Genomic DNA, 21,740 nt, shown 5'->3' with positions numbered 1-21,740 from the left:
GGAGCCTAGTAACTCCGTCCCACCAGCACCCGCTCGACCGCCGGCTTGCCGGTGAAGATGCAGGTGCCGGAGGCCGGCTCCGCATTCTCGGGCACGTTGCGCAAGGTTAGTTTCAGCGCCTTCAGCCGCTGATCGACCGCCTCCAGGTCCCCGCCGCTCGGCTTCGACCATTGGACCTCGACCCAGCCGGGGAATTGCTCGGCTTCAGCGAAGAAGCGCTCCAGCTCGGCGAATTCAGCCACGCCGCGGCGGATGTTCGTATCGAGACGAGTCTTGGCTTCCGCGAACATGCCCGACTGGATCTCCTCCAGCAGCGCCGGCACGGCACTCAAGAACTCGGCCCGGGGCTGGATCGAGGAGGCGAGCTTGCCGCTCTCCTGATAGAGCCGGTCGCGGCGGATCACGGAAACATTGCCTGCGGCGACGTCGCGCGGACCGACCTCGACGATCACCGGCGCGCCCTTCTTCACCCAGGACCAGCGCTTGTTCGATGCCTTGATCGCCTTGCCGTCGAGCAGCGCGCGCACCGGCTCGCCCAGAGCGCGTTGCGCGTTGAGCTCGGCCGTCAGCGCACGGGCATAGTCGAGCACGGCCGCATCTTCGTCCGTCTCCCGCAGCATCGGCACGATCACAACCTGATAGGGGGCGAGGCGCGGCGGCACGCGCAGACCGTCATCGTCGCCATGGACCATGATCATGCCGCCGATCATCCGCGTCGACACGCCCCAGCTGGTCGTCTGCGCCAGCTCGAGCTCGCCGGACGCATTCTGGAAGCGAATATTCTGCGCCTGGCTGAAGGTGGTGCCGAGGAAATGCGAGGTGCCGGCCTGCAGCGCCTTGCCGTCCTGCATCATCGCTTCGATCGAGTAAGTGGCGACGGCGCCGGGGAAGCGCTCATTCTCCGGCTTCTCGCCCGCCACGACGGGCATGGCGACGCATTCCTCGGCAAAGCGGCGATAGACTTCGAGCATGCGCAGCGTGTGCTCGCGCGCCTCGGCTTCGCTGGCATGGACGGTATGGCCTTCCTGCCACAAGAACTCGGCGGTGCGCAGGAACATGCGGGTGCGCATTTCCCAGCGAACGACGTTCGCCCATTGGTTGATCAGCACAGGCAGGTCGCGCCAGCTCTGCACCCAGCGCGAAAAGGCGGCGCCGATCACCGTCTCGGACGTGGGACGCACCACCAGCGGCTCTTCCAGCTTGGCCTCGGGATCGACCACCAATTTTCCGTCCACCGCCTTAAGCCGGTGATGGGTGACGACCGCCATTTCCTTGGCGAAGCCTTCGACATGCTCCGCTTCCTTCTCGAAATAGGAGAGCGGGATGAAGAGCGGGAAATAGCAATTCTCATGGCCGGTCGCCTTGATGGCGTCGTCCAGCAGCCGCTGCATCCGCTCCCAGATGCCATAGCCCCAGGGGCGGATGACCATGCACCCGCGCACGCCCGAATCCTCGGCCATGTCGGCTTCGGAGACGACGGCCTGGTACCAGGCGGCGAAATCCTGTTGGCGGGTAACGGAGAGCGCATGCTTGATGGTCATGCGCGGGCGCTTAGCGGCATATCGGGAAAACCAAAACCCAGCCCGCCGATCAGAAAATAGGGACTGTCCCTATTTTCTGAGGTAGTGCTGAAGCCGCGCTTCATCCACTTCGCTCGTGAGCCCCAGCTTGGTTCGGCGCCAGAGGATGTCCTCCACTGTGCGCGCCCATTCGCGCTCGACCAGCCAATCGACTTCGACCGCACCTAGGCCGGCGCCGAATTCCTCGCCCAGATCGCCGCGGTCGCCGATCATCGCCTCAAGCATCGAGCCATAGGCGCGGGACATTCGATAGCTCCGTTCGTCTCCAAGCCAGGGCCACCGAGCACGGACCTTCGCCAGGAAGTCGGCGAACCCGTCCATCTCTCCGCCCGGGAAGATACGCGCCTTGGTGACCGAAAGAGGATCGAGCCCAAGCGGCCGCCCCAGCTTGGCCACCGCCACTTCGCCTAAGTGCCGCGCCGTGGTGATCTTCCCGCCGAACACGGAAAGGAGCGGCGGGCCGGCCTCGTCCAGCTCCAGCACATAGTCGCGCGTGACCTGACGCGCTTCGCTGGCGCCGTCGTCGTAGAGCGAGCGGATACCCGCATAGGTCGAGATCACGTCATCCTGTGCCGTCTGCTTGGCAAAATAGCGGTTGACCGCGGCGAGAAGGTAGTCCGTCTCCTCTGCGCTGATCGGCGCTTCGGCGGGGCTCTCGACCGGCACGTCGGTCGTGCCGACGAGCGTGTGGCCCTGATAGGGAATGGCGAAGACGATGCGACGGTCGGGCTGCTGCAGGATATAGGCGTGCGCGCCCTCGAACAGCTTGGGCACGATTAGATGGCTGCCGCGGATCAGGCGGGCGCCGGCCTTGCTGTTGACGCCCAGCCGCTGCGCGATCTCCGCGACCCACGGACCCGCGGCGTTGACGAGCGCGCGGGCGGTGACCTCGCGCTCGTCGCTGAGGTGAGCGCGCCAGAGGCCGCCGTCTCGCCGGGCAGAGAGAAGCTCGGTGCGGGTCGCGATGTCCGCGCCATTGTCGGCGGCGTCGCGGGCGTTCAGCACAACCAGCCGCGAATCGTCGACCCAGGCGTCCGAATAGACGAAGCCGTCGGTCACCTCCTTAAGCGGAGCGAGATAGCTCCCGCCCTTGATCCCGCGCGACTTGGGCAGCGACATGCGGCCGCCAATATGATCGTAGAGAAACAGCCCGGCGCGGATCATCCATTTGGGCCGGAGCGTGTTCCGGTGCGGGAGCACGAACTCCATCGGATAGATCAGGTGCGGCGCGGCCTTGAGCAGCCGTTCGCGCTCGATCAGCGCCTCGCGGACCAGCTTGAACTCATAATATTCGAGATAGCGCAGCCCGCCATGGATCAGCTTGGTCGAAGCGGACGAGGTCGCCGAGGCGAGATCGTTCTTCTCGACCAGCAACACGCGCAAGCCGTTGAGCGCAGCTTCACGGGCGATGGCGGCACCGTTGATGCCGCCGCCGACGATCAGAAGATCAAAGTCTGACACCGCTGTCGCATTAGCGACAAAGGTCGCCGAAGCCTAGAACTCCGTCCGCCAGCGCAGTGCCGCTCCGAGATCGTCCGGCGCCGCCGCGAAATGACCGGGATCCTGCCGCCAGAACAGATTGGTGTCGACGCGGCCGCCCAGGAACATGCGCGAATAGCTTGCCTCCAGTGCCAGCTCCCGGCCCTCAGGCGCGAGGTTCAGGCGCTGGTCGGCGAAGCTTGCGGCGCCGCTGTCATAATCATAGCCGACCGGCAGGCGCACGTTCAGCCCGCCGCCCGAGACCCGCAGCGGCTGCGACACGCGCACCGCGAACAAGTCGCCGCGCGAGAACAGCCCCGCCTTGCCGACATCGAAGCTGAACGCGTTGGAGCGGATCGCCGGCCGCTCGGTCAGCAGGCCGCCACCGGCAGGCACGCTCCAGCCCTGGCGCGCCGATGCGCCCAGGCGCCAACCCTGGCCGAGGCTCCAGTCGGCGCTCAGATCGGCGAACCAGCTCGCGCCGCCGCTCGCGCCGAAGACGCTGCCGAAGCGGGCGCCGAGCAAAGTCCGCTCCTCCTGCAGCCGCGTCAGCCCGCCCGCGAGGCGCAGTCCGCCGAAGCGCCGATCCGCGCCGATGCTCAGCAGCGAGTAAGGGGAGCGCAGATAGGCGTCACGCGTGAGGCGGTCGCGGCGGAGCAGCAGGCCGTCTCCGGACTCCATACCCGCAGTCACGGCGACGCGGCCAAACATGTGCCGGATCGCGGCGGAGCTTTGGTCGCGGCGATCGAAGCCAAGACCGTCGCTTGAGCCACGCGCGACCAGAAAGGCTGGCTCCACTCGTCCGGCAAGCTGGCCGGCCAGGCTGTCCCGGCTCTCGCCGAAACCGAGCGCCAAGCTGGTGCGCGGATCGATGCGGCTGGCGATCATGCCGGCAGTGGTCCGCGCGCGCACTGCGTCTGCGGGAGCAAGCGAGAGCCGACGCACGGCCGCGCCGCCGGGTGTGTCGGCGATCGACACGGCGATGCGGGTGTCGCCCATCGCCAAGCTGGCGCCGCGATGGCTGCGTGACAGCGTGCCGGTCAGGCTCGATTGCGGCGAGGCGTTGCGGACGGAGCGGGCGAGATCGACGGCGAAAGCGCGATCGAAGCCGTCCAGAATGATTGCGCCCATGCCCTGCTGCGCCGCGTCTCCCATCGCCGGAGAGAGCGTCGCGCTGTTGCCGGTCAGGTCGAGCGCGACCTGCGAGCCGGCAAGGGAAGCGCCGCCGCGGGGCTGAAAGGCACGGCCGATGTTGAGCACGCCGCGGCCATAGACCGGGTCCGTGCCCGGCGCGCCGAGATCGTCCGCGCTTTCGAGCAGCAGCTGCACGATCTCCGCGCCGGTGAGGTTCGGAAAGGCCTGCGCCAGCAGCGCCACCGCGCCCGAAACATGAGGCGCCGAGAAGGATGTGCCGCTGTAAATCAGTGCCGTACCGTTCTCGTCGAACGAGCGCACATTCTCTCCCAGCGCGGTCACGAACACGTTTGCGGCTTGGCCGGCGCGGTTCGAAAAGGACGAGATCGACTTGCTGGTATCGTGCGCGCCCGCGACGATAACTTGGCCCCGCGCCATCGAGTCGGTGGCTGCGAGGGCAAGCCCACTCGGATTGGCCTGTCCGTCATTGCCGGCCGACAGGACGATCACCATCCCGGCGGCGGTTGCCCGGCCGATCGCCGCGCGCAGCATCGAGTTGGCGCTGGAGCCGCCCAGCGACAGGTTGGCGACCTTCGCACCCTGAGCAACCGCGACGTCGAGCGCGCGGGCGATCGCATTGTCGCGATGCGAGCAGTCGCCGTCGCTATTGCAGCTGCCCGGCGTATCGGTGCGCAGCGAAAGCAGGGTCGCTTCAAAGGCCATGCCATGAATGGCGCTGTCGTTCTTGGCGGCGAGCAACACGGCGGAGACGGCCGTGCCATGGCCGCCTTCGTCGCCGACGCCACGCGAACCCGACAGGTCCTGCGAGGCCGCCGCGATCCGGCCGGCAAACTCCGGGCTGTTCGGATTGACGCCGCTGTCGATCACGGCCGCCGTCACGCCGCGTCCGCTCGCGCCTGCCTGATAGGCGGGCACTGCGTTCGCGAGTTCGAGGCCCAGCGAGCGATTATACTCGTTGGTGCGAAAGGTCGCCGTAGGGGTTGGCGTCGGAGTCGGGGTGGGTGTCGGCGTCGGAGCCGGAGTGGGCGAGGGCGCCGGCGTCACCGTGACCGGCGGTGTTGGCGTCGAGTTGACGCCACCGCCACCTCCGCCGCCGCAGCCGCTCAGCCCGAACATCGCCAATAACATCAGGGCGGTCGCCCCGCACGCTTTACGCTTACTCATTCCGGCATGGCCCCTGCCCAGGTCGAGCCCTTCGCTAGTCTGAAGGGCATTGCATTATGCTTAACACAGACTGCAGATTGCCGCAGCCGGGCGTCGCAGCTAGGCGCGGCCCTATGCTTCCGCAGCTTGCCCAAATCCGCAACTGGATCTTCGACCTCGACAATACGCTCTACCCGGCGTCGGCGGACCTGTTCGGGCTGATCGACGCGCGGATGACCCGCTTCATCCAGGACCTGCTGGGGCTGGACTGGGACAGAGCGCGGGCGCTGCAGAAGGACTATTTCCACAATCACGGCACGACCCTGTCCGGGCTGATGGCGGAGCATGGCATCGAGCCGCACGCGTTCCTCGACTATGTCCACGATATCGAAATGGATGTGCTGCAGGAGGACCGGCGGCTGGTCGAGGCCATAGCGCGGCTGCCCGGGCGGAAGCTGATCTTCACCAATGGCGACGAGAGTTACGCCCGGCGCGTGCTGGCGCGGCTGGGTCTGTTGGAGAGCTTCGAGGCGATCCACGACATCCACGCCTGCGCTTATGAGCCGAAGCCCCAGCCCCGCGCCTATGAAAGCATGGCCGAAGCCTTCGGCATCGAGCCCCAAGAGTCGCTGTTCGTCGAGGACATGGCGCGCAACCTGAAGCCGGCTAAGGCAATCGGCATGACCACGGTTTGGGTCAATAACGGGTCGGAGCAGGGCCGCGGCGAAGACGACCGCGCCTATGTCGATTATGAAGTGACCGACCTGGGCGCCTGGCTGCACGAGATTTTGGGAGACGGGGAATGATGGACCGCGGCAAGCTCACCGACACGATTGAGGCGGCTTGGGAAGCGCGGGGGGACATTGGCCCGCAGACGGTCGGCGAGACCCGCGCCGCCGTCGCCGAGGCGCTGCGGCTGCTCGACCAGGGCGAAGCGCGCGTCGCTGAACCGGACGGGCAGGGCGGCTGGCGCGTGAACCAGTGGCTGAAGAAAGCCGTGCTGCTCTCCTTCCGTCTGCACGACATGGAGTTGATCGCTGGCGGTCCGGGCACTGCCAGCTGGTGGGACAAGGTGCCGAGCAAATTCTCCGGCTGGAGCGAGGCGGAGTTCCGCAAGGCCGGCTTCCGCGCGGTGCCGGGCGCCGTCGTGCGCCATGGCGCTTACATCGCGCCCGGCGCCGTGCTGATGCCGAGCTTCGTCAATATCGGCGGTTATGTCGGCGAGGGAACGATGATCGACACTTGGGCGACGGTCGGCTCCTGCGCGCAGATCGGCAGGAACGTGCACATCTCCGGCGGCGCCGGCATCGGCGGCGTGCTGGAGCCGCTCCAGGCCGGGCCAGTGATCATCGAGGATGGCGCGTTTATCGGCGCCCGCTCCGAAGTCGCAGAGGGCGTAGTCGTAGGCGAAGGCGCGGTGTTGTCGATGGGTGTGTTCATCGGCGCCTCGACCAAGATCGTCGACCGCGCGACGGGTGAAGTGTTCATGGGTAAGGTACCGCCTTACGCGGTGGTGGTGCCGGGGTCGTTGCCGGGCAAGCCTTTGCCGGACGGCTCGCCGGGCCCGTCACTCTATTGCGCGGTGATCGTGAAGCGGGTCGACGCGCAGACGCGGGCGAAGACCGGGATCAACGAGCTGCTGAGGGATTGAACTTAAGCACCGTTCGTATCGAGCGAAGTCGAGATACGCTTCTCGACTTCGCTCGAAGCGAACGGAATTAGGAGGAAGCCCCCGCCACCAGCCTCGGCGTCTGCTGGTGCTGGATCACCTGCCACTCGCCCTGCTCGTCCTTGCGGTAGGTGCTGGTGCAGTGAGCGACATATTTCTCTTGGCCCGCGCGCTGGGCATGCGCGGTGTAGGCGACGACGATCAGGCCCTCCTGCGGGCGCGAGATGGTGCCGTCCTCGAACGCGACATTGGACCAGCGTGGCGTGCCGGCCACGGCCTCGATCGCCTGCTCGCCCTCGAACAGAAAGGGCGGCGTCGGCAGCGCCATCCGCACTTCCGGATCGATACAGTCCTGATAATGCTCCGCGTCAGCCTTCCACAGGCTCGCTTCGAACGCCCAGACGCGATCGTCGTCCATTCACAATCTCCTCGCCCGTATGAACGCTCGAGGGCGCAAGCTTATCCGATGAACTCGGCGAGCAGGGTGTTGGCGCGGGGACCGTTCCAGTCCATCGCGCCGACCACGCGCCAGACCTCCTTGCCCTCAGCGTCATAAAGCACGGTCGTCGGCAGCATGCCGGTTGCAAAGGCGAAGCCGAGCTTGCTCTCCGGATCGCGATATTGCTCGAGCAGCTTGTAGCCGCCCTTCGCGAAGGTCTTGCCGATGTCGACGCCTGCGCGGTCCTGGCTAACCGTCAGCACCTTCAGCTTGCCGCCGGCGCGCTGGGCGATGCCGTCCAGGGTCGGCATCTCGGCGACGCAGGGGCCGCACCAGGTCGCCCAGAGATTGACCAGCACCGGCTTGCCCTTGAAGGCGGCGAGCGTCACCGGCTTCCCCGCGGGATCGACGAAGCTGTCCGCAGGCGCCGCCTTGCCGCGCTGCGAAATGTCTAGCGTGCCGGTCAGTTCCGGCCCTTTCGCCGGCGCCTCGTGCTTCGCTTGCGGGGGCGGCGCGGTTTCCCTATCGCACCCCGCGATCAACAGAGTCCCGAGGAGAAGCGCAATCGCTGGGCGCACGGACAGCTCCAATGCCATGTGGGGCGGGCGCTTCGCCGAAGGGCCCGCTGCGGTGATGCGCGAGATAAATGCCTCGATCGGCTTCGACAAGCGGATGTGGCGCCAGGACATTCAAGGGTCCCGAGCTCATGCCGAGATGCTGGGTCGGCAAGGGATCATTTCATCAGTGGACGCCGAGGCGATCGACCGCGGTCTCGAGCAGATCGTCGCGGAATATGCGAACACGGGTGTGCCCGAAGACTCGGCGCTCGAAGATATCCATATGCATGTCGAGGCGCGGCTGGCGGAGATCGTCGGACCGGCGGCGGGGCGGCTTCACACAGCCCGCTCGCGCAACGACCAGGTCGCGACCGACTTCCGGCTTTGGGTGCGCGATGCGATCGACGAGATCGACACCGCGCTGACCGCCTTCCAGTCGGTGCTGATCGGCCGTGCCGAGGAACATGCGGACACGGTGATGCCGGGCTTCACGCACCTCCAGTCGGCTCAGCCGGTGACGCTCGGCCATCATCTGATGGCCTATTTCGAGATGATCCACCGCGACCGCGGCCGCTTCGAGGATGCTCGCGCGCGGCTGAACGAGTGTCCATTGGGCTCCGCGGCGCTGGCCGGTACGGGCTTTCCGATCGACCGGTTCGCGGTCGCCGAGGCGCTCGGCTTTGACCGGCCGACCGACAACAGCCTCGATGCAGTCTCCGACCGCGACTTCGCGCTCGAATTCCTATTCGCTTGCGCTACCTGCGCGATGCATTTGTCGCGACTGGCGGAGGAGATGATCCTCTGGGCCTCCCAGCCTTTCGGCTTCGTCCAGCTATCGGACGCCTGGTCGACCGGCTCGTCGATCATGCCGCAGAAGCGCAATCCCGACGCGGCCGAACTGGTGCGCGGCCATGCCGGGCGTATCCAGGGCTGCCTGGTCGCGCTGATGACAACGATGAAGGGGCTGCCGCTCGCTTATTCGAAGGACATGCAGGACGATAAGCCGCCGGTGTTCGAAGCCCACGACCTGCTGGCGCTGTCGATCGCGGCGATGACGGGCATGATCGGCAGCGTGACCTTTCGCGCCGACCGGATGCTGCAGGCGGCGGAAGCGGGCTTTGCGACGGCGACGGACTTGGCCGACTGGCTGGTGCGCGAAGCAAGCGTGCCGTTCCGCGAGGCGCATCACATCGTCGGCACCGCTGTGCGGGTGGCGGAGGCGGAGGGCAAGGCGCTGGAGGCGCTGAGCCTGGAGCAACTGCGGGCGATCGATGGCCGCATCGATGCGCGGGTGTTCGGCGTGCTGAGCGTCGGCGCGTCCGTCGGCTCGCGCACCAGCCATGGCGGCACCGCACCGGACCAGGTGCGGGCCAGGATCGCGGATGCCAAGGCCGCGATCGGGATGGGAGAGGATCAGTGATCAAGGTTAAACGCTCGGGACGAGCGCTGGTGTTGGCGCTTGCCCTCACCGCCTGCGGCGGTCGTGAGGAGCTGCGCCCGGCTGCGGGCGAGGGCCTGCCGCCCAAGCCTTATGCGGCGCAGGCGACCTCCACGCCCAGCCAGCTGATGATGCCCGAGACCCAGGCGCGGCCGCGGCGTAGCGACGAGCTGCTGCGCCAGTCGGAAGAGCGGCGCGACGACCGATTCGACCTGCCGCCCAGCTGATGGACCATTTCCAGCTAAAGCGCGGCGAACTTCATGCCGAGGACGTGCCGCTGCGCGCGATCGCAGAGGCGGTCGGCACGCCCGTCTACGTCTATTCGCGTGCAACGCTGGAGCGCCACGCGCGCGTGTTCCGCGAAGCGTTGGAGGGGCTCGGCCGAGTGCACCTGGCCTTCGCGGTTAAGGCCAATCCGAACCTTGCCGTGCTGAAGGTCCTGGCGCGCCAGGGCTATGGCGCCGACATCGTATCGGGTGGCGAGATGGTGCGGGCGCTCGCAGCCGGCATGCGGGCGGAGGACATCGTCTTCTCAGGCGTGGGCAAGACACCTGCGGAGCTGGCGCAGGGGCTGGACGCCGGCATCGGCCAGTTCAACCTGGAGCATGAGGAGGAAGGCCATGTTCTTTCCGCCCTCGCGGCGGCGCGGGGTCAGCGGGTCTCCGCCACGCTCCGCGTCAATCCGGATGTGGATGCCGGCACACATGAAAAAATCTCGACCGGCAAGGCGGACAACAAGTTCGGCGTGCCAATCGACCAGGCGCCCGCCATGTATGCGCGCCTTGCGGTGCTGCCTGGACTGAAGATGCGGGGTGTCGCCTGTCACATCGGCAGCCAGTTGAGCAACGTCGATCCGCTCGAAGCCGCCTATGTGAAGATCGGCCAGCTGATCGGCGAGCTGAGGGCGGCCGGGGAGCAAGTAGACCGCGCGGATCTCGGCGGCGGTCTTGGCGTCCGCTACCGGCCCGAAGACCCCGCGCCATGGCCGACCGATCTCGGCGAGATGGTCGCGCGGGTGACGAAAGGTTGGGATGTCGAGCTGATGTTCGAGCCCGGCCGGGTCATCGCGGGCAATGCCGGCGTGCTGATGACGAAGGTCATCTGGGTGAAGCCCGGCGTCACGCACCCCTATGTGATCGTGGACGCCGCTATGAACGACTTGGCGCGGCCGGCGCTCTACGGCGCCTACCACCACTTCGAAGCGGTTCGGCCCTCCGGCGAACGGATGACGGCGCACATCGCAGGTCCTGTGTGCGAGACCGGCGACACATTTGCCATGGGCCGCGAGATCGATGTGGTGAGGAGCGACGACCTCGCCATCTTCCGCACGGCCGGCGCTTACGGCGCAACCATGGCGTCCACCTACAACAGCCGCTCGCTGGTGCCCGAGGTCATGGTCGATGGCGGCCGGTTTGCCGTCGTGGCTGACCGGATTAGCGCTGCAACGGTGATGAATGCCGAACGCGTGCCGGAGTGGCTGCAGGACTGATCAAGGCGCCAGCGGCCGATACTCGACCTGACCGCTGCCAATCTTGGTGCTGACCTTGATGCCCACCATGCCGCAGCCGATCAGATGGGGTCCGCGCTGCTGGCACGGCACCTCTGTCGAAACGAGTCGCGCGCGTTCCTCATGCACGCCGCGCGCCTTTGGATCGCCGGGTGTCGGGGCGGGAACGAAGGGCAGGCGGTATTTGTCGGCCTCGCGCCGGCCGCAGACCATGATCTCGTCGCCCTGGGCTGCACGGCAGCGCGGCTCCGCCGTGGTCTGTTCGAGATAGGCGTCCATCGGCTCGGTCGCTGAAGCGGGCGCCGCCAGGAGCAGCAGCAAGGCTGTCATTCTCGACATCGTCACACCCCTCGCTTATCGCGCCTCAAGTTCAGGGAGAGGAAAAGATTTCGATGGTGAGTGCAAGCCAGAATCTTGATCGCGTGCTGGTGCTGGAGATGGTCCGCGTGACCGAAGCGGCGGCGATCGCCGCGTCGAAGCTGATCGGGCGCGGCAACGAGAAGGCGGCCGATGCTGCGGCGGTCGAGGCGATGCGCGCGGCACTCAACACGCTCGATATCGATGGCACGGTGGTGATCGGCGAAGGCGAGCGCGACGAAGCGCCGATGCTCTATATCGGCGAAAAGGTCGGCACCGGTGACGGCCCGCCCATCGATATCGCACTCGATCCTTTGGAAGGGACGACCATTACCGCCAAGGCCGGGCCAAACGCGCTGGCCGTGCTCGCCATCGCCGAGAAGGGGTGCCTGCTGAATGCGCCCGACGTTTATATGGACAAGCTGGCGGTCGGCCCCGGATATCCGGAAGGCGTCATCGACCTGGACAAGAGCCCGGCCGACAATGTCCGCGCCATCGCCGCGGCCAAGGGCGTGCAGCCGAACGAGATCATCGCATGCGTACTCGACCGGCCGCGCCACGAAAAGCTGATCGCGGAGCTGCGCGAAGTCGGCTGCGGCATCATGCTGATCCCCGACGGCGACGTGGCCGGCGTGATCGCCACCACCAACCCGGACACAACGATCGACGTCTATATGGGATCGGGTGGCGCCCCCGAGGGCGTGCTTGCGGCGGCGGCGCTGCGCTGCGTCGGCGGGCAGTTCAAGGGGCGGCTGTTGTTCCGCAACGACGACGAGCGCGGCCGGGCGCGCAAATGGGGGATCGAGGATCTGAACAAGGTCTATGACCTGACCGAACTCGCCAAGGGGGACTGCATCTTCGCCGCGACGGGGGTGACTGACGGCTCGCTGCTCGGCGGCGTCAAGACCATGAAGGGCGGCTGCATGACGACCGAAAGCATCGTTATGCGCGCGTCGACCGGTACCGTTCGCTGGGTGAAGGGCGAGCACCGCAAGGGCGCGTGAACCCGCTCGGCGACCTGCTCGGCTGGGTCGACCTGTTCGGCATCGCCGTGTTCGCGGCATCGGGCGCTCTGGCGGCGGCCAAGCGGGGGCAGACCCTCGTCACCTTCGCCTTCTTTGCACTGGTGACGGGCGTCGGCGGCGGCACGGTCCGCGACCTGCTAATCGACGCGCCGGTCTTCTGGGTGCGGGACTGGCGCGTCGCCGCCGTGTGCCTCGGCACCGCGCTGCTGATCTGGGTGACACCGCGGCGCTGGTGGAGCGAACGGGCGCTCGACTGGTTCGACGCGGTCGGGCTCGCCGCCTATGCCGTGTTCGGCGCGGCCAAGGCGATGGCCTTCGGAGTGCCTCCAGTCGTTGCCGTTCTGATGGGCGTGATCACTGCCTGTGTCGGCGGCATCATCCGCGATGTGCTGGCCGGTGAGCCGTCGATCCTGTTGCGGCCGGAACTTTATGTTACCGCTGCCGCGCTGGCCGCCGCCCTGTTCGTGCTGTTGAGCTGGGTTGGCGTGGCGGCCGTGATCGCCGCGCCGCTAGCGGTGCTGCTCGGCTTCGGCCTCCGCGCGCTGGCGATCGTGCGGGGCCTGAAACTGCCGGCCTATCGGCGCTGAGCGTGCTTGCTCCCCGGCGCAGGCCGGGGCCCATGGTTGCGGTAAGGTGGACCCCGGCCTGCGCCGGGGAACAGCGAACGCTATTCCGCAGCTACAACCATCTGGTCCGCTTCGGTCCTCCGCTGCGGCCGATCGATCGTACGCGTAAACCAGGAGATGGTCTGCTCCAGCCCTTCCTGAAGGCTGACGCGCGGCTGCCATTTGAGCAGCTGCTTGGCTTTGGAGATATCGGGGCGGCGGCGGCGCGGGTCGTCGATCGGCAGCGGGCGGTAAACCAGCTCGGCGTCGGTGCCGGTCAGCGCGATGACGCGGTCGGCGAGATCGGACACAGTCAGCTCGACCGGATTGCCGATGTTGACCGGACCCGGCTGCGGGCCCTCGTAGCGCGACAGGCGCAGCAGGCCTTCGACAAGATCGTCGGCATAGCAAAAGCTGCGCGTCTGGCTGCCGTCGCCATAGATGGTGATGTCCTCGCCCGATAGCGCCTGGCAGATGACGTTCGACACCACGCGCCCATCGTCCGGACGCATGCGGGGGCCATAGGTGTTGAAGATGCGTGCCACGCGCACTTCCGCTCGGCCGAGCCGGTCGAAGTCGAAGGAGAGTGTCTCCGCCGACCTTTTTCCCTCGTCATAGCAGGCGCGCGGACCCGTGCAGTTCACCCAGCCACGATAGCTTTCCGGCTGCGGGTGCATTTCCGGGTCGCCATAGACTTCACTGGTCGAGCTCAGGAAGAAGCGCGCGCCGGCCTTCTCCGCCAGCCGCAGCAGATGCGACGTCCCGACGACATTGGTCAGCATCGTGTGCTCGGGGTCTGATTGATAGTGGGGCGGCGAGGCGGCGCAGGCGAGATTATAGACGAACGCGATGTTCCTGGCGGCGCGGGTGACGGCGGTGGGCAGCGGGGCGGTGACGTCATGTTCGATGAAGTCGAAGCGGCTTTCGCGCTTCAGGTGGCGGATATTCTCCTCGCGGCCGGTCTGGAGATTGTCGAGGCACAGGACATGATAGCCGTCCGCGATCAGCCGATCGCACATATGGGAACCGATGAATCCGGCACCGCCGGCAACGAACGCGACCTTCTTATCTTTCATTCATCCTACTCCGGCCCCCGCCGCTCGGACTTCTTCTTCATCAACTGCTAAGCCGCTGAACTCTTTCGAGTCCGGAATGTTTCACGTCCGGACTCTGCTGCCTCGATGAGCCACTTCTCCAGCTCCTCCGCCCGGTGTCCGGCCGTGTGGCCGGACAGAGTCTTGGCCTGGGCCGCGCGCCCCATTTCGGCGGCATCGGTGTCCAGGGCGGCGATCACGTCTTTGCTGGTGTCGGCGAGGATGATTTCCCGGCCGGGCGCGAACAGGTCGTCGATGCCGTCCCACCGATCCGAGATGATGGGCGTGGCGCAGGCCCCCGCTTCGAACAGCCGGACAGAAGGCGACCAACCTGCCTTGATCATGTCGGCGCGGGTGACGTTCAGGGTGAAGCGCGAGGCAGCATAGAACGCCGGATGGTCGGCCGGTGGCACATGGTCGATCCGTTCGACATTGGCCGGCCAGTCTAAGTCCACCGGATATTGCGGGCCGGCGACGACGAAGCGCCTGTCCGGGCAGCGCCGCGCGGGCTCGATCAGCAACCGATCGAGCGTCGGCTGCCGGTCCGGGCTGTAGGTGCCGAGATAGGAGAGATCCCAGCGCTTGGGCATGTCGAGCGGCCGGTAGCGCTCAGCATCGACGGAGCAGTAGAGCGGCCGCGCGGCGGGCGAGCCGTAATGATCTTCGATGTGCCTGAGCGTCGGGCCGCCGGTGAAGGACAGATAGACGTCATATCCGGGGATCAGCTCGGGCGTTAGATATTCGAAATCATCCCGTTCCAGCTTGGCGAGGGTGACCGGCGTGTCGATGTCGTAAAATGCGGTCACGCCCTGGGCGGTGCGCTGCACCCATGCGCCGACCTCGACACCGTCCGGCACATAGGAGCCGACGATCACGGCATCTGCCGCCGCGACTTCGCCGCGCCAGCGGTTCAGGTCGTCGGGCGAGTCGTAGAGCTCCAGCCGGCAGTAATCGACCTCGCCCAGGTCGCGGTTCGACGCATACCAGGGCTTGTCGCGCTCCAGGAACAGGATCGAGTGGCCGCGCGCCGCGAATGCCTTCAGCAGCGCGCGAAATGTGGTCGCATGACCATTGCCCCAGGAAGAGGACAGGCTGAGCCCGAGAACGACGAGCTTCACGCAGCCGCCCTTTCGCGCCGCTGCGCCATTTCGGCGGTGAGGATGTCGTCCACTTGTGCTCCGCGCAGCTCGTAAGTGTGTTCGGCCAGGACACGGGCGAGTGCGGCTTCCCCAATTGTCCGCGCGCGCTCCGGCGTCAGGGCGCGGACATGCTCGGCGACATCCTGTCCGTCGCGGGCGACCAGCACTTCCTCGTCGGGCTTCAGGAACAGCTCTATGCCTTCCCAATAGTCTGTGATCAGGCAGGCCGCGGCGCCCGCCGCCTCGAACACCCGCGTCGCCGGCGAGAAGCCGACATTGGCCATCGAGTCGCGCGCGACATTCAGGACCGCCAACGGCGTGCAGTTAAAGGCGTTGTGATCGGCGGTGCCGACATGGCCGAGATGGCGGACATTCGACGGCATGACCTTATCGTGCCAGCCATTGCCGCCGATCAGGAAGGAACGGTCCGGGAGCGCCGCCGCGGCTTTCAGGAAGAATTCCTCCACGCGCGCCTCCCGGTCGGGCAAGCGGTTGCCTAGAAAGGCGAGGTCCGATGCAAAGCGCTCGTCGGGCGGGACCGGATGGTGAGTGGTGGGATCGAGCGCATTGTAGATGGGCACGCAGCGCGCCGCGCCGAAGCCCTGATAGGCATCGACCACTGGATCGCCGCCGCCATAGGTGAAGACGAAATCGAGGTCCTTCAGCGCTTCACGCAGCGGGTGATCGGGGGCGCCGCGCATCTCATTGAGTGTCGCCGCCGCATCCACGTCCCAGAAAATGCGGATCGCGTGCGGACTCGCATGGCGGATCACGCCCTGGAGCAGCTCGGTATCGAACACGCCGACGCCGCTGGCCTTCACCACCACATCCGCGTGGCGCGCCTCCGCGAGTACCTGGCCGAGCGACTCCTCGGTCGCGGGGTAGACGACGGACCGCGCCCATTCCGGCGGCTCGATGTCGCGATGCTGCTGCCGGTCGAATGCGTCCGGCTCATAGAAAGTGATCTCGTGCCCGCGCAACGCCAGATCGCGGAGCAGCCCGCGATAATAGGTCGCGGCGCCATTCCAGTAGGAGGAAAGCAGGCTGGATCCGTAAAATGCGATCTTCATGCGGTGGCCTTCATGAGGGCGGGTGCCGTGAGCTGCTCGACAATGCCGAGCAGCTCCTCGGCCCGATGTGCGCAGCTGTGGCGGTCGCGGATGGTGGCCAAGCCGCTCGCGACGAGCGATTGGCGGAGGTCGGGATCGTCACGCAGATCGGCCAAATGCCGGGTCATCGCCTCGCCTGTCGGGGCGACGAGATAGTCCTCGCCGGGCCGAAACAGGCCTTCGCTGTCGTCCCAAGGCGCGCATACGAGCGGGATGCCGCAGGCGAGCGCTTCGAAGACGCGGATCGTGGGGATGCCGGGCAAACTTTCGACGTAAAAGCGGCGCGGCACGTGCACCGTGGCCAAGTGCCGAGCATAGATTTCCGGCGCCCGCGCATTCGGCAGCCAGCCGCGGAATCTGGCGCCATGCTCGTCCAGCTTGGCGAGTGCTGCCGCCGGATAGCGGACGCCATAGATGTCGAGCGGCAGCCCGGCGGCGCGGGCAGGGCGGAGGAGAAAAGTTTCGAGCTCTTCAGAGCGTTCGCCATCGCCCCAGTTGCCGATCCAGACCAAGCCTTGGCGGCCGCCTTCCTGGGCGGGCGGATGGAAAAGGCGGGTATCGGCGGCCTCATGCCAGACGAACACACGGTCGCCCCAGCCCCAGCGGCGATACACCTCGGCCAGCGTCTCGCCGAAAGCGAGCACGCCGTCATAGCCGCTAAGGTCATAGGCCCGCATCGACTCCGGTTCGCTGACCGCGCGGTGGTGAGTGTCGTGGAACAGCAAAGTGAACCGGGCGCCCCGCTTTCGTGCGGTGCCGAGCGCTGCGACCAGCGCATGCTCGTTCCACTCATGCACGATGACCAGGTCCGCGTCTGCGACGAGTTCGGCGGGATCGTCGTCAGCTTTGAAGACGGTCGAGCTCAGCTCCGGATAGGCGGCGCGATAGGCGTCGAGACCAGCCTCGCCATGGTCCTTGAGCAGGTTCTGGAGGCTCCACGCCCCCTCAGGCTCGAATGCCTCCACCTGATGCCCCAGCGCCTGCAACTCCCGCAGCACGCCGCGCAGGAAGTGCGCATTGCCATGGTTCCAGCAGCTCGCGAGCGAGTGGGTGAAATAGGCGATCCTCATGCCGCCTCCAACGCCCGCGCGGCGACAGGCAGCGAGGCGTAGAGCGCCGCCATGCCCGCCGCCATCCGTTTCACCGAATAGGCGGCGGCGCGTGCCTGCGCCGCCGCGCCGAGCTGGGCACGCAGCGAAGGGTCGCCGACGATCTCTTCAAGCGCGAGGGCGAAGCCGGCCGCGTCATGCGGGTAGACGAAGCGGGCAGCGCCTTCCCAAAGCTCGCGAAAGGTCGGAATGTCCGACAAAACCAGGGCGCACCCCGCCTGCGCTGCTTCCAGCACGGCGAGGCCGAACGGCTCGTACACGGCGGCTGAAACAAAGACTGGTCGCCCGGCGAGAACAGCGCCGACACCGTGCGCGTCGAGGCTGCCCAGCGCCTGCAGGTTGGACAGGCTGATGCCGGTGCCATTGGGACCGAAGACCGGCCCTGCGGCCCGGATCGGCACCTTGGTCAGGCGGGCCGCGTGATCGAGCACGGCGACATTCTTGCCTTCGTCCCACAGCCGGCCGGCGGTGAAAGCAACGTTCTGCGGCTCGCCTGTTGCGATCTGGAGCGGCCGCCTTCCGTTGTGCACCACCTTCGGCGCCTGTTCGAGACCGTAGCAATGTTGCAGCATCGCCGCGAAGGCACCACTCGGCGCCACGATCGCGTCCGCTGTCGCCAGGCCCTCGCCGGTCAGTTCGGCGCGCCAGCCAAGGTCGGAGTCGATCCGCCCGCCGCGGACCGCCTGCCACCAGGTGCCGACGCAGCTATGGGCCACGGCGACGACCGGCTGGTCGAAGCGCATAGATGCGGCAAGCGCCGGTGCGTTGAGCTGGACGATGTCGGCGCAGACGCGATCGGCATGGCGGGCTATTCCTTCTGCCGCCTCGGTCAGCTCGCTGGGGCCGACGGCCAGCCAGTCGAGCGGCAGGTCGGTTTCGATGAGCTCCACGCCCGGCACGACACTGGCTCGCTGCGCTGCCGTCGGACGAGGCCCAAGCGTCACGATCACCGGCTCATCGCCAAGCTCGACAAGGCCGGACGCGAGGTCCGTTGCATATTGCCAAATGCCGCCGACCGTGTCGGCAGTCAGCAGGACTCGCGTCACGCGGCGGCTTCCATCTGCAGCGCCTTGAGCGGCAGGCCGCGCGCGTCCGCCAGCCATTGCGCCAACTCCGCAATGCCCTGCTGCCACCCTTTCGGCGCAGCCAAGCCGAGCGTTTCGCGCGCCGCGCGTGCATCGGCGACGAAATAGCGCTGGTCGCCCGCCCGCCAATCCTCGTAGCGCATATCGATTGGCGTTCCGGTCAGCGCTTCGATGTGACGGATCAGCTGGCGCAGGCTGATCGCGTTGTCGGGGCCGCCGCCAAGGTTGAACACGCGGCCGCCGACCTGGTCGATCCGCGCCCAGGCGGCGAGATAGGTCTCCACCGCATCGGCGACATTCAGCACGTCCCGGACCTGCTTGCCGTCGCCATAGATGGTGATCGGCTTGCCCTCGAGCGCCCGGATCAGGAAATGCGCCACCCAGCCTTGGTCTTCGGTGCCCATCTGGCGCGGCCCGTAGATGCAGCTCATCCGCACCACTGCCGTGGGCAGGCCGTAGCTGCGGGCATAATCGAGCACATATTGGTCGGCCGCGCCCTTGGAGCAGCCATAAGGCGTGTGGAAGTCGAGCGGCCGGGCTTCAGAGATTCCGCGTTTCCGAACTTCTGTGTCGACGGGCGTCCAGCGATCGCCTTCCTCGCGCAGCTCGATGTCGGCGAGGTCGCCATAGACCTTGTTGGTCGACGCGAAGATCACGGGCACTTGGCCGCCGCGCCGCCGCACAGCCTCAAGCAGCGCAAGCGTGCCGCGGATGTTGATGTCGAAATCGTCGAGCGGATCGGCGAGGCTGGTCGTGACCGCCACCTGCGCCGCCATGTGAAAGACCGCCGCAGCGTCGCGCACTGCAGTGGTGATCGCTTCCTCGTCCCGAATGTCGGCGATGATCGGCCGGATGCGATCTCCGTGCCGCTGTTTGAGCCATTCCAGGTTCGTCTCGACGCCGGCGCGGGCCAGCGCGTCCAGGATGATCACTTCATGCCCGTCGCGTGCCAGCCGGTCGGCCAGGTTGCAGCCGATGAACCCCGCCCCTCCGGTGACGAGGACTGGGCCGCTCATGCGACCAGGCCCCGCGCTTCCAGCTCGGCCCGCGCCTGCTCGACGCGATCCTCTGCGGTCTGTTCGGCGACCCACTCGGCAAGCTCGGCGAGTCCTTCCTGGAAGTCGTTGGTAGCACGGAAGCCGAGCTGCTCCGCTGCTTTGGTTGTGTCGCAGAAGCAGTGGCGGATGTCGCCGATCCGCGCCTTGCCGACGATCTCAGGCAGCAGCGGCTTGCCCATCGCCTTGCCGAGTTCGGTGGCCACTTCAGTGACGGACCGGTCATTGCCGGAGCCGATGTTGAACGTCTCGCCGGACAGGCCGGGCTTTTCCAGGGCGTCGGCAAAGGCGCGCGCGACGTCGCCGACATAGACGAAGTCGCGGCGCTGCTCGCCATCCTCGAAGATCATCGGCGCCTGGTTGTTGAGCAGCCGCGATGCGAAGATCGCGAGCACGCCCGTATAGGGATTGGAGAGCGCCTGGCCGGGGCCATAGACGTTGAACAGCCGCAGGCACACGCCCTCGATGCCATAGGGCTGCGACAGGATGTGCGTGGTGCGCTCCTGCACATATTTGTTGAGCGCGTAGATGGAGGCGAGGTTCGGCCGCTTCCATTCGGGCGTGGCGACCGGCGTCAGCGGGCGGCCCTGGGCGTCCAGCGGATCCCAGCCGCCGCGGCCTTCGGCGGTCGAACCGCGCTCGGCATTCTCGACCAGCTTCCCGTCCGCGTCGCGGTACAGGCCCTCGCCATAGATGCTCATCGAGGAGGCAGTGACGACCCGGCGGACCGGCTGCTCGATCAGTTTTTCGAACAGTACGGCCGTGCCGACATCGTTGACCGAGGTGTAACGCTCGACCGCATACATGGACTGGCCGACGCCCACTTCCGCTGCAAGGTGGATGACGCTGTCGATCCCCTGCAACGCCTTCATCACCGCATCGCCGTTGCGGACATCGGCGCGGACCAGTTCGACATCCTCGGCCAGGCCCGCCGGGCGCTCGCAGTCGCCGTGCACCTGCTCGATCAGGCTGTCGAGCACCCGCACCTGATGGCCGCGCCGCAGCAGTTCGTCGGCGACGAAGCGGCCGATAAAGCCCGCCCCCCCCGTGATCAGCACCTTCTCTGTCATGTTCGGAAACTCTCCGTGGTTCAGGCGTTCCGCAGCCGTATCGTTCCGCCCCTAAACCAAGCATCATCATCTAAGTTCCCTTGAGCCTTCAGGCATTTGCGTTTCGCTCGCGGAACTACCGGGCGGGTGGGCGGTTACGCCTGCCAATGAAGCTAAGTAGCTGCCCCGTATGACCGTGACCCTGCTGCTGATCCGGCATGCGGCCCATGGCGATCTGAACCAGCGCTTCACCGGCCGCGCCGATGGCGTGCCGTTGACCGAGGCGGGCCGGAAACAGGCCCGCGCCTTGGTTGACCGGCTCGCTGTCGAACCGATCGACGCGATCTATTGCTCTCCCCGTCAGCGCACACGGGAGACCGCCGAAGCATTGGCTGCGCGTCGCGGCATCGCGGTCGAGGAGGATGATGCGCTTGATGAGATCGATCTCGGCGATTGGACCGGGCAGCCGATCGACGATCTGATCGACACTCCTGCTTTCACCGCCTGGAACGAGCATCGCGGGAGTGGGTGCCCCCCGAACGGCGAGCCATATGCCTCTGTTGCGCGACGCGTGGCGGCCTTTGCCGCGGAGATCGCCGAGCGACACGTCGGTCAGACGGTCGCGCTTGTCTCTCATCAGGATGTGATCAAGGCGCTCATCGCGACCGCCATTGGCCTGCCGCTCGACAACGTCCTGCGCTTCGAGATCGGACCAGCCTCCCTGTCGCGGCTGGTGTGGGGCGCATGGGGCGCGAAGCTCGTCACTCTCAACGAAGGAGCCGCCGCATGAGCCTCCATGATCCGGACCGCTCCATTAACGTCGCGATCGTGGGCGTGGGCAATTGCGCGAGTTCTCTGGTTCAGGGGCTGGCGCATTACCGGGAGGGCGCGAACGAGCATGTCGGGCTGATGCATTGGGAGCTGGGCGGCTACCGGCCGAGCGACATCCGCGTGGTCGCCGCCTGGGACGTGGACCAGCGCAAGGTCGGGAGAGACGTGGCGCAAGCGATCTTCGCCAAGCCGAACTGCACCGCCGTCTTTTGCGAGAAGGTGCCGCGCACCGGCGCCAGGGTGCGGATGGGCCGGGTGCTCGACGGCGTCGCCGAGCATATGGCCGACCATCCCGACGACCGCACGTTCATGCTG

Annotated in this window: 21 protein-coding genes and 1 pseudogene; 9 read left to right on the top strand and 13 right to left on the bottom strand. The window is 66.8% G+C overall.

Translation table 11 applies throughout. The features are described from left to right. Positions 1-5: 5 nt before the first annotated feature. The 3 genes from proS to VGT77_RS12995 all read right to left on the bottom strand — a co-directional run bounded on the left by proS (position 6) and on the right by VGT77_RS12995 (position 5,378). A complete protein-coding gene (gene proS / locus VGT77_RS13005) occupies positions 6-1,541 on the bottom strand; it encodes a proline--tRNA ligase (RefSeq protein ID WP_327463246.1) in 1,536 nt (511 codons plus the stop codon). A gap of 69 nt (positions 1,542-1,610) precedes the next feature. Continuing rightward, positions 1,611-3,041, bottom strand: coding sequence for a glycerol-3-phosphate dehydrogenase (gene glpD / locus VGT77_RS13000; RefSeq protein ID WP_327463245.1), 1,431 nt, complete (start codon positions 3,039-3,041; stop codon positions 1,611-1,613). A 33-nt stretch (positions 3,042-3,074) separates the two neighbouring features. Further along, positions 3,075-5,378 (bottom strand): S8 family peptidase, encoded by a 2,304-nt coding sequence (locus VGT77_RS12995; protein WP_327463243.1) that lies wholly within the window; start codon positions 5,376-5,378, stop codon positions 3,075-3,077. 113 nt (positions 5,379-5,491) lie between these two features. Between VGT77_RS12995 and VGT77_RS12990 the strand changes: the two genes are divergently transcribed. Both VGT77_RS12990 and dapD read left to right on the top strand, forming a co-directional pair. Then, positions 5,492-6,163 carry a pyrimidine 5'-nucleotidase gene (locus VGT77_RS12990; protein WP_327463241.1) on the top strand — a complete coding sequence of 224 codons (672 nt, stop codon included), beginning with the start codon at positions 5,492-5,494 and terminating at the stop codon, positions 6,161-6,163. Beyond that, positions 6,160-7,008 (top strand): 2,3,4,5-tetrahydropyridine-2,6-dicarboxylate N-succinyltransferase, encoded by an 849-nt coding sequence (dapD, locus tag VGT77_RS12985; protein WP_327463239.1) that lies wholly within the window; start codon positions 6,160-6,162, stop codon positions 7,006-7,008. The genes VGT77_RS12990 and dapD overlap by 4 nt, the downstream gene beginning before the upstream one ends. Positions 7,009-7,075: 67 nt before the next feature. On the opposite strand, the gene VGT77_RS12980 is transcribed toward dapD, so the two are convergent. Further along, positions 7,076-7,444: a DUF4440 domain-containing protein gene (locus VGT77_RS12980; RefSeq protein ID WP_327463237.1), complete on the bottom strand. Its 369-nt coding sequence runs from the start codon at positions 7,442-7,444 to the stop codon at positions 7,076-7,078. A gap of 41 nt (positions 7,445-7,485) precedes the next feature. After that, positions 7,486-8,061, bottom strand: coding sequence for a TlpA family protein disulfide reductase (locus tag VGT77_RS12975; protein ID WP_327463235.1), 576 nt, complete (start codon positions 8,059-8,061; stop codon positions 7,486-7,488). On the opposite strand from VGT77_RS12975, the gene argH reads away from it, so the two are divergent. From argH to lysA, 3 genes are read left to right on the top strand one after another with little or no spacing between them, the layout of a single operon-like run. After that, complete coding sequence (gene argH, locus VGT77_RS12970; protein ID WP_327463233.1) at positions 8,060-9,442, top strand: argininosuccinate lyase; 1,383 nt, start codon at positions 8,060-8,062, stop codon at positions 9,440-9,442. The two genes, VGT77_RS12975 and argH, sit on opposite strands and share 2 nt — an antisense overlap. Further along, positions 9,439-9,687, top strand: coding sequence for a hypothetical protein (locus tag VGT77_RS12965; protein WP_327463231.1), 249 nt, complete (start codon positions 9,439-9,441; stop codon positions 9,685-9,687). The genes argH and VGT77_RS12965 overlap by 4 nt, the downstream gene beginning before the upstream one ends. Next, a complete protein-coding gene (gene lysA, locus VGT77_RS12960) occupies positions 9,687-10,949 on the top strand; it encodes a diaminopimelate decarboxylase (RefSeq protein ID WP_327463229.1) in 1,263 nt (420 codons plus the stop codon). The genes VGT77_RS12965 and lysA overlap by 1 nt, the downstream gene beginning before the upstream one ends. Here the strand turns inward: lysA and VGT77_RS12955 are convergent, their stop codons facing one another. Then, positions 10,950-11,306 carry a hypothetical protein gene (locus tag VGT77_RS12955; protein WP_327463227.1) on the bottom strand — a complete coding sequence of 119 codons (357 nt, stop codon included), beginning with the start codon at positions 11,304-11,306 and terminating at the stop codon, positions 10,950-10,952. A 53-nt stretch (positions 11,307-11,359) separates the two neighbouring features. On the opposite strand from VGT77_RS12955, the gene glpX reads away from it, so the two are divergent. Both glpX and VGT77_RS12945 read left to right on the top strand, forming a co-directional pair. Next, positions 11,360-12,328 carry a class II fructose-bisphosphatase gene (glpX, locus tag VGT77_RS12950; RefSeq protein ID WP_327463225.1) on the top strand — a complete coding sequence of 323 codons (969 nt, stop codon included), beginning with the start codon at positions 11,360-11,362 and terminating at the stop codon, positions 12,326-12,328. Beyond that, entirely contained in the window at positions 12,325-12,936 is a 612-nt protein-coding gene (locus VGT77_RS12945; RefSeq protein ID WP_327463223.1) for a trimeric intracellular cation channel family protein, read from the top strand. The genes glpX and VGT77_RS12945 overlap by 4 nt, the downstream gene beginning before the upstream one ends. 80 nt (positions 12,937-13,016) lie before the next feature. Here VGT77_RS12945 and VGT77_RS12940 read toward each other — a convergent pair whose 3' ends face one another. The 7 genes from VGT77_RS12940 to VGT77_RS12910 are packed head-to-tail and all read right to left on the bottom strand — an operon-like array spanning position 13,017 to position 20,615. After that, entirely contained in the window at positions 13,017-14,030 is a 1,014-nt protein-coding gene (locus VGT77_RS12940; RefSeq protein WP_327463221.1) for a UDP-glucuronic acid decarboxylase family protein, read from the bottom strand. A gap of 47 nt (positions 14,031-14,077) precedes the next feature. Beyond that, positions 14,078-15,166 (bottom strand): CgeB family protein, encoded by a 1,089-nt coding sequence (locus tag VGT77_RS12935; RefSeq protein ID WP_327463219.1) that lies wholly within the window; start codon positions 15,164-15,166, stop codon positions 14,078-14,080. Next, entirely contained in the window at positions 15,163-16,257 is a 1,095-nt protein-coding gene (locus tag VGT77_RS12930; protein WP_327463217.1) for a CgeB family protein, read from the bottom strand. The genes VGT77_RS12935 and VGT77_RS12930 overlap by 4 nt, the downstream gene beginning before the upstream one ends. Next, entirely contained in the window at positions 16,254-17,366 is a 1,113-nt protein-coding gene (locus VGT77_RS12925; protein ID WP_327463215.1) for a CgeB family protein, read from the bottom strand. Before VGT77_RS12925 ends, VGT77_RS12930 begins: the two co-directional genes overlap by 4 nt. After that, on the bottom strand, positions 17,363-18,451 hold the full coding sequence (locus VGT77_RS12920) for a glycosyltransferase family 4 protein (RefSeq protein ID WP_327463213.1): 1,089 nt from the start codon (positions 18,449-18,451) through the stop codon (positions 17,363-17,365). The genes VGT77_RS12925 and VGT77_RS12920 overlap by 4 nt, the downstream gene beginning before the upstream one ends. Continuing rightward, entirely contained in the window at positions 18,448-19,506 is a 1,059-nt protein-coding gene (locus VGT77_RS12915) for an SDR family NAD(P)-dependent oxidoreductase (RefSeq protein WP_327463210.1), read from the bottom strand. Before VGT77_RS12915 ends, VGT77_RS12920 begins: the two co-directional genes overlap by 4 nt. Then, positions 19,503-20,615 (bottom strand): NAD-dependent epimerase/dehydratase family protein, encoded by a 1,113-nt coding sequence (locus VGT77_RS12910; RefSeq protein ID WP_327463208.1) that lies wholly within the window; start codon positions 20,613-20,615, stop codon positions 19,503-19,505. The genes VGT77_RS12915 and VGT77_RS12910 overlap by 4 nt, the downstream gene beginning before the upstream one ends. A gap of 169 nt (positions 20,616-20,784) precedes the next feature. On the opposite strand from VGT77_RS12910, the gene VGT77_RS12905 reads away from it, so the two are divergent. Further along, entirely contained in the window at positions 20,785-21,384 is a 600-nt protein-coding gene (locus VGT77_RS12905) for a histidine phosphatase family protein (protein ID WP_327463206.1), read from the top strand. After that, positions 21,381-21,740 (top strand): annotated as a pseudogene (locus VGT77_RS12900) (inositol-3-phosphate synthase); the annotation flags it as partial. The gene VGT77_RS12905 and the pseudogene VGT77_RS12900, both read left to right, overlap by 4 nt.

The sequence above is a fragment of the Sphingomonas sp. genome (assembly GCF_035944535.1).
Taxonomy (GTDB): domain Bacteria; phylum Pseudomonadota; class Alphaproteobacteria; order Sphingomonadales; family Sphingomonadaceae; genus Sphingomonas_B.
Note: the sequence above shows the minus strand (reverse complement) of the source record. Positions and strands in the feature narration are given on the sequence as shown.